The organism is Mesorhizobium sp. M0195 (assembly GCF_040322115.1).
In the GTDB taxonomy this organism is placed as follows: domain Bacteria; phylum Pseudomonadota; class Alphaproteobacteria; order Rhizobiales; family Rhizobiaceae; genus Mesorhizobium.
On sequence record NZ_JAMYSV010000003.1, the window covers coordinates 263,805 to 280,400 of the forward strand.

The window sequence follows — 16,596 nt, forward strand, 5'->3', positions numbered from 1 at the left end:
CGGCAGGACAGAGGGGGGCGCGACGGAACGCAATCATCTCGGAAGCACTCTCCCCGCAACTCGCCTCAAAACACCGTCCGCGAGCGCAGTGCGGCGGCCAGCGTGCCTTCGTCGAGATAATCGAGTTCGCCGCCGACCGGAACACCGTGCGCCAGGCGCGTCACCTTGACGTTGAAGCCGGAAAGCTGGTCGGTGAGGTAGTGCGCGGTAGTCTGGCCCTCGACCGTAGCGTTGACGGCGAGGATCACTTCCTTGACCTCGCCGCCGGCGACGCGATCGACCAGCGAACGGATGTTGAGCTCATCGGGACCAATGCCGTCGAGCGGCGACAGCGTACCGCCGAGCACATGATAACGCACGTTCATGGCGGTCGCCCGCTCCAGCGCCCAAAGGTCCGCCACGTCCTCGACAACGATGAGCGTGGTGGGGTCGCGGCGCGGGTCGGTGCAGATCATGCATGGATCGGAGGTGTCGACATTGCCGCAGGTCGAGCAGATGCGCACCTTGTCGACCGCCTCGCCCATGGCGGCGGCGAGCGGCGCCAGCAGCTGCTCCTTCTTCTTGATGAGGTGGAGCGCGGCGCGGCGCGCCGAACGCGGGCCGAGCCCCGGCACCTTGGCCAGCAGCTGGATCAGGCGTTCGATCTCGGGACCGGCGATTCGCTTCGACATCGCTCCGGTTTAGGATTTTTCAACGGGTTTTGGAACAGCGCTGAGGCGCGCTGTTCAGCCCGCAAAGAGGCAATCGCCCGGCGTTGCGCCGCCCCTCATTGCCCTGCCGGGCATTTCTCCCCGTACAACGCGCCGACGCCGGCCGCCTCAGTTTTCCTCCAGTGGCCGGGTCTGGCCGGCGATCATCGCGCCGATGGCGTCGGTGTTCTCGGGCGTCGTCTCGAACGACATTGTCGGCTCTGCCGGCGCCGCCTGGAATGATGTGACCGGCCGGGGGTTCACGGTTCCACCGAAACGGGCCGCGTCCGGTTCCTGCATTGGCTCCTGCAGCGCCACAAGGATTGGCTTCTCCGGTGCCGCCCTCGCCGCGGTCGCCATTCCTGCAGTCACCCTTGTCTGCCTTGCTGGCTGCGATGCGGCGGCGGTAACATAGGTTGCCTTGGCAAATGTCGGCTTGACCTCTCGAGCCGGCTCCGCCGAGGCGACAAGTATGGCCTGAGCGGCAGGCGCTTGCGGCTTGGCCTGGGCCATGGCGACCACCGGTTCGTCCGGCAGCGGCTGCCAGTTGCGGCCGCGCTTTTCATAAAAGGCATTGCCGCCGGCGACCATGGTGTAGTGCATGTTCTTGTAGGGGAAGCGCAGCCCGGCGGTGTGGAAATACATGGTGTTCTTCAGCTTGGCTTTGCGCTCGCCCTTGAGCACCGCCTCGGCGGCCTCCTCGACGTCGGGCATCGCCTTCGAATTCATCGGCCGTGTCATGACGCCCGGCGCGAACTGCCCGCGCTCGCCAACCACTTCGCAGATGGTGCTGCCGTGCTTGCCGGACCGCAACCGGTTCATCACCACCGTGCCGACCGCAATCATGCCGTCACGGCTCGACCGGTTGGACTCGAAGAACATCGCCCGCTCCAGGCATTCCTTCTCCTTCGGCGTGGAATTGTAGGAGCGCGAGCTCAGGAAACCCGGCGTAATGGCATCGGTCAGGCTGGACATGCCGTGCGAGGCGGTCTGACTGCAAGCGGCCAAAAACAGCGGCGAGACAACGACGCCGAGCCGCAACGGCGTCTTCCATCGGGTAGAGATCAACAGGTGTCCCCTCATTCTGCTGCCAGCCCGCCCCTGGTTGCGGCAAGAATGAGACACTTTCAGGCAAAAAGATGGCTAAAGCGTTATTAAGTTTGGGGCGTTGCCCAATAGACACAGCTGGCGGGCGAAGAGCGTTGGATCGCTGCCCTCTTCGGTCAGGTGCCGGCATGGTTCCAAGGATTCATGCCGTGACCTTGGAGCGCCGCAATCTCCGCAAGAGGGCTTGCCCAAGCCTGGAGAGATTGGTTGAGTCGACGCGGTAACTGTAAACACAGCTCGAGGTGTACTGAGATTCAGGTCAGGCCGAGCCGAAAATGGCGGCTTCCGGGAACCGGAGCGGAGCGTACGTTTCGTACGTGAGCGCAGGAAGCCGCCGTTTGCAGGCCGGCATCACCTGAGTATCAACACACCTTAGAACGGCAGCTTCATTCCCGGCGGGATCGGCAGTCCCGCGGTCAGCGCCTTGGTCTTCTCCTGCATGATCTGCTCGACCTTGGTCCTGGCGTCGTTGTGGGCAGCGAGGAGCAGGTCCTCGAGAATCTCGACCTCGTCCTCCTTGAACAGCGCCGGGTCGATCTTCAGCGACTTCATCTCGAATTTGCCGGTCAGCGTCACGCTGACCAGGCCGCCGCCGGCCTGTCCGGTGGCTTCCAGCGTGGCAATCTCATCCTGCATGGCCTGGAACTTGGCCTGCATTTCCTTTGCCTTGCCCATCAGGCCGAGAAGATCTTTCATCGCACGGTCCTTTGCAGTTGGTGCTGGTTGTTCAGGTTTCGTCGTCGTCGGCCGGCGGCTCGACCGGCACTTCGGCCTCTGCCGCATCGGCTTCCGGCGCGTCGGGAATGCGCACGTCGATGATCTTGGCGCCGGGAAAGCGCGCCAGGATGGCGGCGACCGTCGGGTCGCTCTTGGCATCGAGGAAGGCGTTTTCGCGCTTCGTCGATTCCATCTCGGCCAGCGTCTGGCCGCCCTCCTCCTTCGACAGCGACACCAGCCAGCTGCGGCCCGTCCAGGCGCGCAGCTTGGCGGTCAAATCGTTGAGCAGCATCTTCGGCGCATCGTCGGTCAGGCTGACGTCGATACGGCCGGGCTCGATGCGCACCAGGCGCACGCAACGCTTCACCAGCACCTTGAAGGCCATGTCGCGCTGGGCGTCGGCAAGGGCGACAATATCGGCCAGCGATTTCACCGGCACCGGCGGCGCCTCGGCCACCGGCTCCGGCGGAGCAACGAAGTTCGTCGGCACGGGCTCGGCCTCGACCAGGCGCATCGTCTGCGCGCCGCCATTGGCCGTCGGCATCCGCGTCTGCGCCACGGCACCGGCACCACCGCTTGCAGGCGCATGGTTTGCGGGGCCGGGGCTTGCCGGCGCGCCATTCACGCGCGGCGCGGCGCCCGGCGGCGAAACGCCGTTCTCCAGCGATTTCAGCGCCTCGTCCAGCGTCGGCAGGTCGGCGGCATGCGCCAGCCGGATCAGCACCATCTCGGCGGCGCTGACCGGGCGGTTGGAGGTCTGCACCTCGGGAATGCCTTTCAAGAGCATCTGCCATGTCCGCGACAGCACCTTGACCGACAGCGTGCTGGCGAAATCGGCGCCGCGCCGGCGCTCGTCCTCGGACAGCGAGGCGTCGTCGATGGCAGCCGGCACGAAACGCAGACGGGTGACCAGATGGTTGAACTCGGCAAGGTCGGTCAGCACCGCGGCAGGATCGGCGCCGGTATCGTACTGGGCACGGAATTCGGCAAGGGCGGCGGCGACGTCGCCCTTCATGACATGCTCGAACAGGTCGACGATGCGGGCGCGGTCGGCAAGGCCGAGCATGGCGCGAACCGCTTCGGCGCTGACCGCGCCGCCGCCATGGGCGATCGCCTGGTCGAGGATCGACTGCGCATCGCGCATCGAGCCTTCGGCCGCGCGGGCGATCATCGCCAGCGCATCGTCTTCAACTTCGATGCCCTCCAGACCGGCTATCCTGGCAAGGTCGGCCTTGATCATTGCCGCATCGATGCGCCTGAGGTCGAAACGCTGGCAGCGCGACAGGACGGTGATCGGCACCTTGCGGATTTCGGTGGTGGCGAAGATGAATTTGACGTGCGGCGGCGGCTCTTCCAGCGTCTTCAGCAGGCCGTTAAAGGCCTGGTTGGAAAGCATGTGCACTTCGTCGATGATGTAGACCTTGTAGCGCGCCGATACCGGGGCGTAGCGCACACGCTCGATGATGTCCCTGATGTCGTCGATGCCGGTATGCGAGGCGGCGTCCATCTCGATGACGTCGACATGCCGGCCTTCCATGATCGCCTGGCAATGCTCGCCGAGCACGGCAAGGTCGACGGAAGGCTGGTCGACCGTCGGTGTTTTGTAGTTCAGGGCCCGGGCGAGTATGCGCGCGGTCGTGGTCTTGCCGACGCCGCGCACGCCGGTCAGCATCCAGGCCTGGGCGATGCGGCCGGTGGCAAAGGCATTGGTCAAGGTGCGGACCATCGGCTCCTGGCCGATCAGCTCGGAGAAATTCGACGGTCGGTATTTGCGCGCCAGCACGCGGTAGGCGGCAGGCTTGTCCAATTTCCCGGCCTCGTTTCCGGCTTCGCTCATTCGCCCGTTAAGCTCCAAGGGCTGCCACTGGAGGCGGCCGATTCCTGCGCATAGTTTCGCCCGCACGGCTTGGCGCCGTCAATGTCGGGGCAAAAGGCGAAGAGGCGGGAGGCTGGAACAATGACCCGTTCCGGGCTCGTTAGGGCTGCTTCCTTCCGGACCTGACCCGGTTGGCGAGTGGACCGTCCACCACCAACCTCCCAGCCTCCATATCGGCAATCCGGCGATGAAATGCAAGTGCGGATGATAGGGGGCCTTGAGCGACGGCGAAAGCTGAAACCAAAAACCCGCCTCGGCGGGCGGGTCGTTGGTGCGAATAATCACCATAGCGGGATTAGTAGCATAGCTGCCGGCACAAAGCAAGAACAAAATGTGGCCACGATCAAAATCGTCGATCTCGGCGGGGCAGCGCCAACCTGATGCAATTTGCCCGGGCCTTCACTTCTTCGCGCACAATCAGCGCCGCGACGGCCAATGTTGCTTGCTGCCCCTTGCGGCCCTTCGGAAGCCGCTCTAGCGTCGATAGAGTTCAAAAAACGTCCAAAAGTGAGGGAAACGCCGATGCTGCCGGGCCTCAAGGCCGGATTCACGCTTGACGCCCAGCTGGAAGCCGACAGCGAACAGCTGATGTGGCTCGGCCTGTGCGAATTGCGCGTCATGAACGACCGCCGCTGGCCATGGCTGCTGCTGGTGCCGCAGCGGCCGGGCATCGAGGAAATCCACGATATGACGCCGCTCGACCAGGCGATGCTGACCTTCGAGACCAATATGGTGGCGCTGGCGCTGAAGCGGGTGACCGGCTGCACCAAGATCAATACCGGTGCACTCGGAAACATCGTGCGCCAGTTGCATGTACACGTTATTGCGCGCTCGGAAGGCGATCCCGGCTGGCCCGGCCCGGTGTGGGGGCACGGCCTGCGCGAGCCCTATCAGCGCTCCGACCTTCGCAAGTTTGCGGAAAAGATCAAGGCAGCGCTATAAGCCTCCCCCGTGTCCATCTTGAACCTTCCCGAGTCTGCATGAGCTTTCGCCTGTTTGACGCGCCCTTGCGCGAGCCGAGCCAGTTCGTCGGCTTCGCCGGCAACATTATCGACCGGCAGTCCGAAAACCGCGCCGACGATTCCGTCGAAAAGGCGCTCGCCGATCCTTCGGCGCGGCTTTTGCTGATGCGTGGCGGCCGGCTCTATCTGAAGCTTGCGCAAGGCGCATTCGACCCCTGGTTCGGCGTGGCCGAATGCCGGCCGCTCGAAGCATCGCTCGAAAACGGCGTGCTGCTCGGTTTTTCCGAAAGCGGCCCGGTGCTGGCGGTGCCGGCCGGAGTCGAGCCCGAGCAGCTTCCCGAGACGATCAAGGCCATCGACTATCGCTCGGTCTATATGCAGGGGCTGATCGACGAAGCGGCCGCCGGCGCGCTGGCGCAAGGGGCGGCGCTGCTTGCCTGGCATGCCAGCCATCGCTTCTGCAGCAAATGCGGCACCGAAGCCGAGATGCGGGCAGGCGGTTACAAGCGGCATTGCCCGGCCTGCGGGACGGAGCACTTTCCGCGCACCGACCCGGTGGCGATCATGCTGACGGCAACACGCGAAAAATGCCTGCTCGGCCGCGGCCGGCATTTCGGGCCCGGCATGTATTCGGCGCTCGCCGGTTTCATCGAGCCGGGCGAGACGATCGAGGCGGCGGTGCGCCGCGAAACGCTGGAGGAAGCCGGCATTCGGCTAGGCCGCGTCGTCTACCACGCCAGCCAGCCCTGGCCGTTTCCCTATTCGCTGATGATCGGCTGCTTCGGCGAACCGCTCAACGACGATATCCACCCCGACTTCAACGAGCTGGAAGATTGCCGCTGGTTCTTTCGCGACGAGGTGCTCTCGATGCTGGCCCGCGAGCATCCGGGCGGCCTGGTGACACCGCCGAAGGGGGCGATCGCCTATAACCTTATCCGCGCCTGGGCCGACAGCGCGTGATACGAAGACATCGCAGGAGCAAAAAATGATCCGTCACACCGTCGTGTTCACGCTAAAGCACCCGCCGCATTCGCTTGAGGAAAAAAGGTTCCTCGCCGACGCCAAAACGATCCTCACGGCGATAAAGGGCGTCACGCATTTCGAGCAGTTGCGGCAGGTCAGCCCCAAGAACGACTACCGCTTCGGCTTCTCGATGGAGTTCGCCGATCAGCGGGCTTACTCCGGCTACAACGACCATCCCGACCACGTCGCCTTCGTCCGCGACCGCTGGATCCCGGAGGTCGAGGCGTTTATGGAGATCGACTACGTGCCGCTCGGCTGGGGCTGAGACTGGAAAGCGACGCTCTAAAAAAATCAATACCCCGCGTCGCGATCCACCACATTTTCCAGCGCTTCGCCGCGCTCGAAGGCGTCCATCTGACGCAGCATGATCGGCGCCAGGTGGACCGGATCGGAAGTTGCCGCCGCGTGCGGCGTCACGAACACTTTCGGGTGGCTCCATAGCGGGCTGGTCTTCGGCAGCGGCTCGACCTCGAACACGTCGAGGCTGGCTTCCTTCAGCGTGCCGTCGTCCAGCTGGCGCAAAATGTCGGCGTCCTTCTGCAGCCTTCCGCGCCCGGCATTGATCAGCACCGCGCCGCCGAAGCCATTGCGCTTGCGCAGCTCCTTCAGCACGCCGTGGTTGATGATGCCGTGCGTCTGTGGCGTCAGCGGCAACAGCACCACCAGGATATCGGTGGCGTTGAGGAACGGGATCAGGCCGGCCTCGCCCGCGTAAGTCGAGACACCTTGCATCGGCCGATCGCTGCGCGACCAGCCATTAACGGGAAAGCCGAGCGACAACAGTACCGATGCCGCCGCGCGGCCAAGCGTGCCGAGCCCCATAATGCCGACCGAGATGTCGCCGGCCGGCCGCTGCTGCGGCTCGTGCCAGATCTTCTTCTGCTGCTGGGCGCGGTATAGCATGCCCTGGCGATGGTGGTCGAGCACCCGCCAGACGACGTATTCGGTCATGTACTGGGTAAGGTTGTCGGCGACCACCTTGACGACCGGTACGTCGGGCAAGGTGGGATCGGCGAAAATGTGGTCGACGCCGGCGCCGATCGAGAAGATAGCCCGCAGATTGGGCAGCGACGACAACAGGTTCGGCCGCTGTTTCCACACCACCGCATAGGTGATCGAGGGATCGCCGGCGCCATTCGGCTCGAGCACCACTTCGCGCTCCGCCGACAGCAGTTCGCGCCAGCGCAGCGGATGAATACCGGTGAGGGCAAGCAGGATGCGGCCTTTTTCCATTGCGGATTGTTTTTCCCTTTTACCAACAGCGTTCGCGTCCGGACTCGCAGGGGCGCGGCAGCGTTTTGATTTAGTGCATGATCTCTGGCGAAAATCTACTCGCTGACGATACCGACCGGCGCCGTTTCGATCTTGAAGGCGGCCGAGATCAACGCCTTTGTATAGTCGGTCCGCGGGTTGCCGAAAATCTGTTCGGAAGGACCGGCCTCGACGATCCTGCCATTACGCATGACGATGACTTCGTTGGCGAGCGCGCGGATGACCCTCAGATCGTGGCTGATGAAGAGGTAGGCGAGATCGTGCTTGGCCTGCAGGCTGCGCAAGAGGTCGACGACCTGCGCCTGCACGCTCATGTCGAGCGCCGAGGTCGGCTCGTCCAGCATGACGAAACGCGGGTTGAGCACCATGGCGCGCGCGATGGCGACGCGCTGGCGCTGGCCGCCGGAGAATTCGTGCGGATAGCGGTTGCGCGTCGCCGGATCGAGGCCGACTTCCTTCAGGACGTCGACGACACGCTCGTCGCGCGCATCGGGAGACAGTTTCGGCTCGTGGATCTTCAACCCTTCCTCGATGATCTCGGCGACCGACATGCGCGGACTGAGCGAACCGAACGGATCCTGGAAGACGATCTGCAACTCGCGTCGCAACGGCCGCATTTCGCTGAAGGACAGCTGATCGATGCCGCGTCCGTTGAACTGGATGGTCCCCGTCGACGAGATCATCCTGGCCAGCGCCAGGCCGAGCGTCGTCTTGCCTGAGCCGGATTCGCCGACGACGCCAAGCGTCTGGCCGGCCCGCACGGTGACGTCGATGCCGTCGACCGCCTTCACATTGTCGACGGTGCGCCGGAAGAAGCCCTTCTTGATCGGAAACCAGACCTTGACGTCCTTGCCGACCATCACCGGCTTGGCGGCCTGGTTGGCCGCCGGCGGCTTGCCTTTCGGCTCGGCGGCAAGCAGATGCCGCGTGTAGGCGTGCTGCGGATTGGCGAATATCTCCTTGGTCGGGCCGGTCTCGACGATCTTGCCCTTGGTCATCACGCAGACCCGGTCGGCGATCTTCCTGACGATGCCGAGATCGTGGGTGATGAACAGCATCGACATGTTCTTGCGGCTTTTCAGGCCGGCCAGCAATTCGAGGATCTGCGCCTGGACGGTGACGTCGAGCGCGGTCGTCGGCTCGTCGGCGATCAACAGTTCAGGCTCGTTGGCGAGCGCCATGGCGATCATGACGCGCTGGCGCTGGCCGCCGGAAAGCTGGTGCGGATAGGCGTCGAGCCGTTTTTCCGGTTCGCGGATGCCGACCTCGTGCAGAAGTTCCAGCGTGCGCGCCTTGGCGTTGCGATCGCCCAGGCCCTGGTGCAGCTTCAGCACCTCGACGATCTGCTGCTCGATCGTGTGCAGCGGGTTGAGCGAGGTCATCGGCTCCTGGAAGATCATGGTGATCTTGTTGCCGCGCACGCGGCGCAAGTCTCTCTCGTCCGCGGCAAGCAGGTCGGCGCCGAGGAACAGGATCTTTCCCGACGGGTGGCTGGCGGTCGGATAGGGCAGCAGCTTCAGCACCGACAGCGCGGTGACCGACTTGCCGGAGCCGGATTCGCCGACCAGCGCCACCGTCTCGCCCTTGGCGAGGTCGAAGGAGATATGGTCGACGGCGACCGACTGGCTGCCGCCTTGCGTGAAGGCGACGCTGAGATCCTGGACCGAGAGGAGAGGGGGGGTCATAGCTCAACTTCCGCGACAACCCTGTCCAAGGCGGAAATTTCCGGTCGTATGATCGAAATTTTGGCTGCCATTTGAGGGGGGACGAGACGATTTGGTGCGATAGAATAGGTCTCTTTCAACCTCGTGTCCGCGGTCAGAAATTGGGTGCAGCCGAAGTGCATCGCTGTGGAAAGATGGATCGCGTCTGGTAATCTCAACGAAAGGAATTCCGAACGTAACTGTGCTGCGTGCCAGAGAACGTCGCGAGTTATCGTCCCAATTGAGATGAAGGCATTGCCGATTGAAATATTGTCGTAGAGCTCGATCAGTCGCTCATTGTTCTTTCTCAAGGGATCGACCATCAACTCCGCGAGCACGATCTCACTCGTCGCCAGGAAAGGCTGCTTTCTGCCCTCGTTCAGTGAAATGAGCTGAAGCAGTTTGTTTGCAAGCGCATCATTGTTTTCAAAGGCATAGATGAAAATGTTGGTGTCGACATAAAGCCGGACTGCAGCCATCAATCCTCCCACTCATCGCGGAGGGCACGAACACGCGCGACAGCCTCGTCGAGGCTTGTTCCCGGCGCGTTGGCCTGAGCATCCCGCATGAGTTCAAGCAATTGTTCGCGGCCAAGGGGCCTGTTGGCCTCCTCCTCCACTGTCACTCTGACCGAGGCGCTCGGCGCTATGCCTTTTCGCAGTTCATCCGGGAGCTTCGATGCCGGGTAGTGTTCAAGGATGATCCTATTCATAACCCTTCCTTCCCCAACGTGCGGATTGACGGACTGCACGGACGCCAACACACCGTCATGGCTCCGGGTTCGCTCATATCGGCCAATTTGCTCTCCAGTGATCGAGCGATGGCTGCCACTGGTGTTTCACCGATCAAAGCCGCCGGTCACTTGAGGGTACGTCCGCTTTTGTCCGGATTGCCATTTCCGGAATATAACATGCCGAATGCCAGCCTGCATCGCCCTCATCTGAACGTCTTGCGCGGATCGAAGGCGTCGCGGGTGGCCTCGCCGACGAAGACCAGCAGCGACAGCATCAGCGAGATGACGACGAAGCCGGAAATGCCGAGCCAGGGGGCATTGAGGTTGCGCTGCGCCTGCTTCAACAACTCGCCCAGTGAGGCGGAGCCGGGCGGCAGGCCGAAGCCGAGATAGTCGAGCGAGGTCAGCGTCGAGATCGAGCCGCTGAGCAGGAAGGGCAGGAAGGTCAGCGTCGCCACCATGGCATTGGGCAGCAGATGCCGGAACATGATGGTGATGTTGGGCACGCCGAGCGCGCGCGCCGCATTGACATATTCGAAGTTGCGGGCGCGCAGGAACTCGGCCCGCACCACGCCGACCAGCGCAACCCAGGAGAACAGCAGCATCAATCCGAGCAGGATGAAGAAACCGGGCGGCAGGATGGCGGCGACGATCAAGAGCAGATACAGCACCGGGATCGCCGACCAGATCTCGATGAAGCGCTGGAAAAGAAGGTCGGTCCAGCCGCCGAAATAGCCCTGCAAGGCGCCGGCCGCCACGCCGATCAGCGCCGAGCCGGCGGTCAGGATCAGGCCGAACAGCACCGATATCCTGAAGCCGTAGATGACGCGCGCCAGCACGTCGCGGGCCTGGTCGTCGGTGCCCAGCCAGTTCCAGTTGCCGACGTTGCAATTGGGGTCCGCTTCGCCTTTCGGATACTGGTTGCAGCGCGTCTTCTTGTCGTAGAGCCAGGACGGCTTGGTCGGTGCTGCTTCGGGAATGGCGTTGTTGACGGTCTGGTAGGAGTAGCGCACCGGCGGCCAGACCATCCAGCCATTGGCATTGATCTCGTCCTGGATGACCGGGTCGCGGTAGTCGGTGACCGCATAGAAGCCGCCGAACTTCTCCTCGGGATAGGCGACCAGGACCGGAAACAGGATCTCGCCCTTGTAGGAGGCGATGATCGGCTTGTCGTTGGCGATCAGTTCGGAAACCAGCGACAGCACGAACAGGAACAGGAAAATCCACAACGACCAGTAGCCGCGCCGGTTGGACTTGAAGTTCTGCAGGCGCCGCTGGTTGAGCGGCGACAGAAAGGGCCGCGCGATCCGAGGCGGCGCCGTTTCGGCTGTCGCCTGCGCCATCAGACGTCTCTCCGCTCGAAGTCGATGCGCGGATCGACCCAGGTATAGATCAGGTCGGACAGCAGCCCGACGAACAGGCCAAGCAGCGAGAAGATGTAGAGATTGGCGAAGACCACCGGATAGTCGCGTTGCACCACCGAGTTGAAACCAAGCAGGCCGAGGCCGTCGAGCGAAAAGATGTTCTCGATCAGCAGCGACCCGGTGAAGAATGCCGAGATGAAGGCACCGGGGAAACCGGCGATGACGATCAGCATGGCGTTGCGGAAGACGTGGCCATAAAGCACCTGCCGCTCCGACAGGCCCTTGGCGCGGGCTGTGACCACATATTGCTTGCGGATTTCCTCGAGGAAGGAATTCTTGGTGAGCAACGTCGTCGTGGCGAAGGCCGACAGCACCAGCGCCGTCAGCGGCAGGGTCATGTGCCAGAAATAGTCGACGATCCGCTGCGGCCAGGACAGCTGGTCCCAATTATCGGAGGTGAGGCCGCGCAGCGGAAACCAGTCCCAGAACGAGCCGCCGGCAAACAGCACCATCAGCAATATGCCGAACAGAAAGCCCGGAATGGCGTAACCGACAATGACGACGCCGCTGGTCCAGACGTCGAAGGTGGAGCCGTCCTTGACTGCCTTGCGGATGCCGAGCGGGATCGAGATCAGATAGGACAAGAGTGTGATCCACAGTCCGATCGAGATCGACACCGGCATCTTTTCCAGGATCAGGTCGAGCACCGAGATGTCGCGGAAATAGCTGTCGCCGAAATCGAAGCGGAGATAGTTCCACAGCATCATGCCGAAGCGCTCGAGCGGCGGCTTGTCGAAACCGAACTGCTTCTCCAGCTTCTTGATGAATTCCGGGTCGAGCCCCTGCGCGCCGCGGTATTTCGAGCCGACGTCGCCGGCGACATCGAAATTGGCGCCGCCGGCATCACCGCCGCCACCGCCGAGGCGATCGCTGCCGCCCTGGTTGGTCAGCCTGGCAATGACCTGCTCGACCGGCCCGCCCGGCGCGAACTGGATGACGGCGAAGGATACCGCCATGATGCCGAACAGGGTCGGGATCATCAACAGGATGCGGCGCAGTATATAGGCGCCCATCAGGTTCCCTGCCTCGCTTGTGCAAAAATCTCAGCCTTTGCCAATCTTTGCCGCCTTGTCTTTGTCGAACCACCACGACGTCTCGACCGGAAAGTCGTAATCCGGCTTTTGAGCGGGAAAGCCGAACATGTCCCAGAAGGCTGCTCGGTGATTCGCCAGATGATATGTTGGAATCCAGTCTAGCCGCGCGCGCAAGACCCGATCGAGCGCGTTGAGCGCGGTGACGAGTTCGATCCGGCTCTGCGCCTTGCCGGCTGCCTCGATCAGCGCGTCGATGGCTTTGCTTTCCGTACCCGGATAGTTGCGCATCCCCGGCGTTTTCGCCATCCGGGAAGCATAGAGTATCTCCAAACCGTCGGCGGTGGGCGTCGCTCCGATCGACCATGCGAGCATGTTGAAGTCGAAGTCGAAATTGCTCTGCCGCGCTTCAAATTGCGTCGAGTCGACCTGCCGGATCGAAGCGTCGATGCCGATCGCCTTCATATTCTCGGACCATGGCGCGAAAATACGAACGAGACCCTCGTCCTCGGCAAGCATTTCCACGCGCAGGCGCTCGCCTTTGTCGTTGAGGACGAAATTGCCCGCTCGCTTCCAGCCGCCTTCGGCAAGCAGCCTCGAAGCCTCGCGCAGCAGCTTACGGTCGTGCCCGGAACCGTCGGAGACGGGTTGCATCACCGGTTCGCCGAAGGTCTCCGGCGGCAACTCGGCTCGAAACGGCTCCAGCAGGGCCAACTCCTTGGGTGAGGGCAGGCCCTTGGCCTTGTAATCCGATCGCTCGAAGTTCGATTGCGAACGCTCGTAGGAGTCGAAAAACAGAACCCGCCTGGTCCATTCGAAGTCGAAGCAATAGGCGATTGCCCGTCTCACGCGAATGTCGCGGAACTGCGGACGGCGCTGGTTCAGCGCGACAGCCTGCATGGATGGCGTTTTCTCGCCGGGAAATTCGCGTTTGACGACCCTGCCGTCCTTCAGCGCTGGAAAGTCGTAGCCGGTCGCCCATACCCGCGAGGTGAACTCCTCGCGAAAATGCGTATCCCCTTTCTTGAACGCTTCAAAGGCTGCCTGGCGATCAAGGTAGAAATCGATACGGATGCGGTCGAAATTATAGCTGCCGCGGTTCACGGCCAGATCGCGGCCCCAATAGTCGGCGACGCGTTCATATTCGACAGTCTGCCCGGCCACCACCCGTCCAACCCTGTATGGTCCGGAGCTGAGCGGTGGGGTCATCGTCGAGGCGTCGAAATCATTGGCGGTGTAGAAAGCTTTCGACACGATCGGCATTACGACGATGGCGAGGATATTCTGCGCGGACTGTTGGCCGTTGAAGGTGAGGTTGGCTGTAAGCGGATCGATTGCGACCGCTTCCATCATATGCCGCAGCGCTTGGGAAAGGTTCGGATGTCCCCGGTCTTTGTAGAGGTTCAAGGCGAAAGCAATGTCGTCGGCGGTCAGCGGCGACCCGTCATGGAAGCGCGCTTGTGGCCGCAGGCTGAAGCGGTAGCCATTGCGATCCTGCGACAAGGTAACGGATTCGGCAAGCAGGCCGTAGACCGCATCCGGTTCGTCGACTGCCCTTGCCATCAGCGAATCGAAGCAGAGCTCGGTGCGCGGCGGCGAATCCCCCTTCAACACCAGTGAGTTCAGCGTGTTGAAGGTCAGGAAGCTCTGATTGAGGGTGGAGTTCGGCGGGGCGAAATTCATCCGGCCGCCCTTGGGAGCGTCCGGATTGACATAGTCGAAATGCGTGAAATCCGGCCCGTATTTGAGATCGCCAAAAGCCGACAACCCGTGCAGTTTTACGCCGGTTGGAATGGCCGCGAAAGCCCGGCCGGGCAGCAGCGCTGCGGCCGCGGCGGCACCGCCCAAGGCGAGGAAGTCGCGACGGGGCAGCGCCGCCATCAATTGCCGCTCTTGTATTTGGCCGCCAGCGCCTTTTCCTTGGCCGGGTCGATCCACCAGGAATTCTGGTCGACGCCGCTATAGGCGGGCTGCTTTTCCGGCATACCGAACTTGTTCCAGTAGGCGAGCCAGACCACGGCGCGGTAATATTGCGGCACGACGTAGAAATTCCACAACAGCACCCGGTCGAGCGCATGGGTGGCGGCAACGAGATCGTCGCGGTCGGTGGCATATATGATCCGGTCGACCAGCGCATCGACGACCGGATTCTTGATGCCGGCGTAATTGCGCGATCCCGGCGAATCGGCGGCCTTGGAGCTCCAGAAATCGCGCTGTTCATTGCCGGGAGAGTCCGACTGGCCGAGTATCGAGGTGACCACGTCAAAGTCGAAATGGGTGACGCGGTTGATATACTGGGTCTGGTCGATCAGGCGCAGCGTGGCGTCGACGCCGATTTTGCGCAGATTGGCGATATACGGGCTGGCGATGACCTGGTCGGTGTCGTTCCAGCCGAGGATCTCGAATTTGAACGGTTCGCCGGTCTTGGCGTTGACCATCTTGCCGCCCTTGATCACCCAGCCTGCCTTGGCGAACAGATCGACCGCGGCCTTCAGGTATTTGCGCTCCGCCTGCGGGGTGTCGTAGACCGGCAGCTTGAATTCCTTGGTGAAGACTTCGGGCGGCAGCTTGTCGCGGTACTGCTCCAGGATCTCCAGTTCCTTGCCTTGCGGCAGGCCGCTCGACGCCAGTTCCGTGCCCTGGAAATAGCTGCTGGTGCGGGTGTTGGAACCGAAGAACAGGGTCCGGTTCATTGTCTCGAAGTCGAACGGGTACATCAGCGCGGCGCGCACCAGGCGATCTTGGAACAGCGGGCGCCTGGTGTTGAGCATGAAGGCCTGCATCGGTTCCGGCGACGCGGTCTTGAATTCCTTCTTGATGACGTCGCCGGCCTGGACAGCCGGGAAATTATAGGCCGTGTTCCAGCGTCTCGAACTGTTCTCCGGCTTGATGTCGTCCAGCCCGCCCTTGGTGAAGGCCTGCCAGGCGGCATTGTCGTCGAGAAAATAGGTGAAACGCTGCCTGTCGAAATTCTCGCGGCCGATTTTCACGGGCAGCTTGGCCGCCCAGTAATCGGGCACGCGCTGCCAGATGATTTCGGACCCCGGCTTGAAGCTGGCGATCTTGTAGGCGGCCGAGCCGAGCGGCGGCTCCTGCGTCGGTTTGGTGACGTCGCGCTTCTTGCCGCTGGCGTCCGTGCCTTCCCACCAGTGCTTGGGCAGCACGACGAGATCGCCGATGATCTTCGGTAGCTCCCGGTTGCCCTTCTGATTGAAATGGAACTCGACCTCGCGGTCGGAGATGGCGACCGCGTCGGTGACGTTTTCGAAATAGCGGCTGTATTGCGGACTGTTGGCCTTCAGCACCTGAAACGACCAGATCACGTCGTCGGTGGTGATCGGCTGGCCGTCATGCCACTTGGCCCGCGGGTCGAGCCGGTAGGTCGCCGAGGAATAGTCGGCCGGATATTTGTAGGCGTCGGCGATCAGCGGATGGCTGGTGCTGCCTTCGTCGGTCGCCTGCTCCATCAGCGTGTCGTAAAGCAGGCCGCCGCCGAACTGCGCGAAGCCGGCGGCCGGCGAACCCTGCACGATGTAGGGATTGAAGCTGTCGAACGTGCCAAGCACCACGGAATTCACCGTGCCGCCCTTCGGTGCATCCGGATTGACGTAATCGTAGTGCTGGAAATTGTCGCCATATTTGGATTCGCCGATCAGCGACGATGTCGTGCGCCATTCGTCCGCGAAGGCCGCCTGCAGGCCGCCGGCAAAAGCAGCCAGCATCAGCACTGATTTCAGAAGCGTCCGCGCTCGGCCAACCGTCATGCGTTCTCCTCTTCGCGATATAGCGCCGTCACCATAGCGTCTGGGCCCAATCTAGATCATTTGGCGGCGCTGAAAACCGCAACGGGGCGGCTTTGTCGTCGCATATGCATTTTTCCTAACGAAAAAGCCGGGCTGAACCCGACGAAAGTATGTCCGGCGGTACTCGTCGTTATCCAGCGGTTTGCATCGGTTCGGCTCGCTTTGCGTAAGCTAAGTGCTTCAATTGACTAGACAATTCAGCTTTATGCCTCTTCCCCTAGAGCACGGTTCAAAGCTATATTGCTCGGTATCAGAC

Annotated in this window: 15 protein-coding genes and 1 other RNA gene; 3 read left to right on the top strand and 13 right to left on the bottom strand. The window is 62.5% G+C overall.

Annotation, left to right across the window (positions count from 1 at the left end):
• Positions 1 to 65: 65 nt before the first annotated feature.
• The 5 genes from recR to ffs form a co-directional block, all read right to left on the bottom strand.
• On the bottom strand, positions 66 to 671 hold the full coding sequence (recR, locus tag NKJ12_RS09480) for a recombination mediator RecR (RefSeq protein ID WP_352686846.1): 606 nt from the start codon (positions 669 to 671) through the stop codon (positions 66 to 68).
• A 147-nt stretch (positions 672 to 818) separates the two neighbouring features.
• A complete protein-coding gene (locus tag NKJ12_RS09485; RefSeq protein ID WP_352702361.1) occupies positions 819 to 1,757 on the bottom strand; it encodes a cell wall hydrolase in 939 nt (312 codons plus the stop codon).
• A gap of 411 nt (positions 1,758 to 2,168) precedes the next feature.
• A complete protein-coding gene (locus NKJ12_RS09490) occupies positions 2,169 to 2,492 on the bottom strand; it encodes a YbaB/EbfC family nucleoid-associated protein (RefSeq protein WP_254816197.1) in 324 nt (107 codons plus the stop codon).
• A 31-nt stretch (positions 2,493 to 2,523) separates the two neighbouring features.
• The gene (locus tag NKJ12_RS09495; protein WP_352702363.1) at positions 2,524 to 4,350 is read right to left on the bottom strand and encodes a DNA polymerase III subunit gamma/tau; all 1,827 of its coding nucleotides are present in this window, start codon (positions 4,348 to 4,350) and stop codon (positions 2,524 to 2,526) included.
• Between the two features lie 104 nt (positions 4,351 to 4,454).
• An RNA gene (ffs, locus tag NKJ12_RS09500) (signal recognition particle sRNA small type) lies at positions 4,455 to 4,551 on the bottom strand.
• A 360-nt stretch (positions 4,552 to 4,911) separates the two neighbouring features.
• Between ffs and NKJ12_RS09505 the strand changes: the two genes are divergently transcribed.
• Genes NKJ12_RS09505 through NKJ12_RS09515 form a run of 3 tightly spaced genes read left to right on the top strand, consistent with a single transcriptional unit; the run spans position 4,912 to position 6,639 of the window.
• Entirely contained in the window at positions 4,912 to 5,331 is a 420-nt protein-coding gene (locus tag NKJ12_RS09505; RefSeq protein WP_023676868.1) for an HIT family protein, read from the top strand.
• A gap of 38 nt (positions 5,332 to 5,369) precedes the next feature.
• Positions 5,370 to 6,311 (top strand): NAD(+) diphosphatase, encoded by a 942-nt coding sequence (gene nudC, locus NKJ12_RS09510; protein ID WP_352506120.1) that lies wholly within the window; start codon positions 5,370 to 5,372, stop codon positions 6,309 to 6,311.
• A 25-nt stretch (positions 6,312 to 6,336) separates the two neighbouring features.
• Entirely contained in the window at positions 6,337 to 6,639 is a 303-nt protein-coding gene (locus tag NKJ12_RS09515; RefSeq protein ID WP_254816201.1) for a Dabb family protein, read from the top strand.
• A gap of 26 nt (positions 6,640 to 6,665) precedes the next feature.
• On the opposite strand, the gene NKJ12_RS09520 is transcribed toward NKJ12_RS09515, so the two are convergent.
• The 8 genes from NKJ12_RS09520 to NKJ12_RS09555 all read right to left on the bottom strand — a co-directional run bounded on the left by NKJ12_RS09520 (position 6,666) and on the right by NKJ12_RS09555 (position 16,301).
• The gene (locus tag NKJ12_RS09520) at positions 6,666 to 7,607 is read right to left on the bottom strand and encodes a 2-hydroxyacid dehydrogenase (protein WP_352702366.1); all 942 of its coding nucleotides are present in this window, start codon (positions 7,605 to 7,607) and stop codon (positions 6,666 to 6,668) included.
• 95 nt (positions 7,608 to 7,702) lie between these two features.
• A complete protein-coding gene (locus NKJ12_RS09525) occupies positions 7,703 to 9,331 on the bottom strand; it encodes an ABC transporter ATP-binding protein (protein ID WP_352506118.1) in 1,629 nt (542 codons plus the stop codon).
• The gene (locus tag NKJ12_RS09530; protein ID WP_352506117.1) at positions 9,328 to 9,828 is read right to left on the bottom strand and encodes a type II toxin-antitoxin system VapC family toxin; all 501 of its coding nucleotides are present in this window, start codon (positions 9,826 to 9,828) and stop codon (positions 9,328 to 9,330) included. The genes NKJ12_RS09525 and NKJ12_RS09530 overlap by 4 nt, the downstream gene beginning before the upstream one ends.
• Positions 9,828 to 10,061: a hypothetical protein gene (locus tag NKJ12_RS09535; protein ID WP_352506116.1), complete on the bottom strand. Its 234-nt coding sequence runs from the start codon at positions 10,059 to 10,061 to the stop codon at positions 9,828 to 9,830. The genes NKJ12_RS09530 and NKJ12_RS09535 overlap by 1 nt, the downstream gene beginning before the upstream one ends.
• Before the next feature lie 224 nt (positions 10,062 to 10,285).
• Positions 10,286 to 11,425, bottom strand: coding sequence for an ABC transporter permease (locus NKJ12_RS09540; protein ID WP_254816204.1), 1,140 nt, complete (start codon positions 11,423 to 11,425; stop codon positions 10,286 to 10,288).
• Complete coding sequence (locus tag NKJ12_RS09545) at positions 11,425 to 12,519, bottom strand: microcin C ABC transporter permease YejB (protein ID WP_254816205.1); 1,095 nt, start codon at positions 12,517 to 12,519, stop codon at positions 11,425 to 11,427. The genes NKJ12_RS09540 and NKJ12_RS09545 overlap by 1 nt, the downstream gene beginning before the upstream one ends.
• Before the next feature lie 30 nt (positions 12,520 to 12,549).
• On the bottom strand, positions 12,550 to 14,418 hold the full coding sequence (locus tag NKJ12_RS09550) for an extracellular solute-binding protein (RefSeq protein WP_352702368.1): 1,869 nt from the start codon (positions 14,416 to 14,418) through the stop codon (positions 12,550 to 12,552).
• Complete coding sequence (locus NKJ12_RS09555; protein ID WP_352702370.1) at positions 14,418 to 16,301, bottom strand: extracellular solute-binding protein; 1,884 nt, start codon at positions 16,299 to 16,301, stop codon at positions 14,418 to 14,420. Before NKJ12_RS09555 ends, NKJ12_RS09550 begins: the two co-directional genes overlap by 1 nt.
• Positions 16,302 to 16,596: the final 295 nt, after the last annotated feature.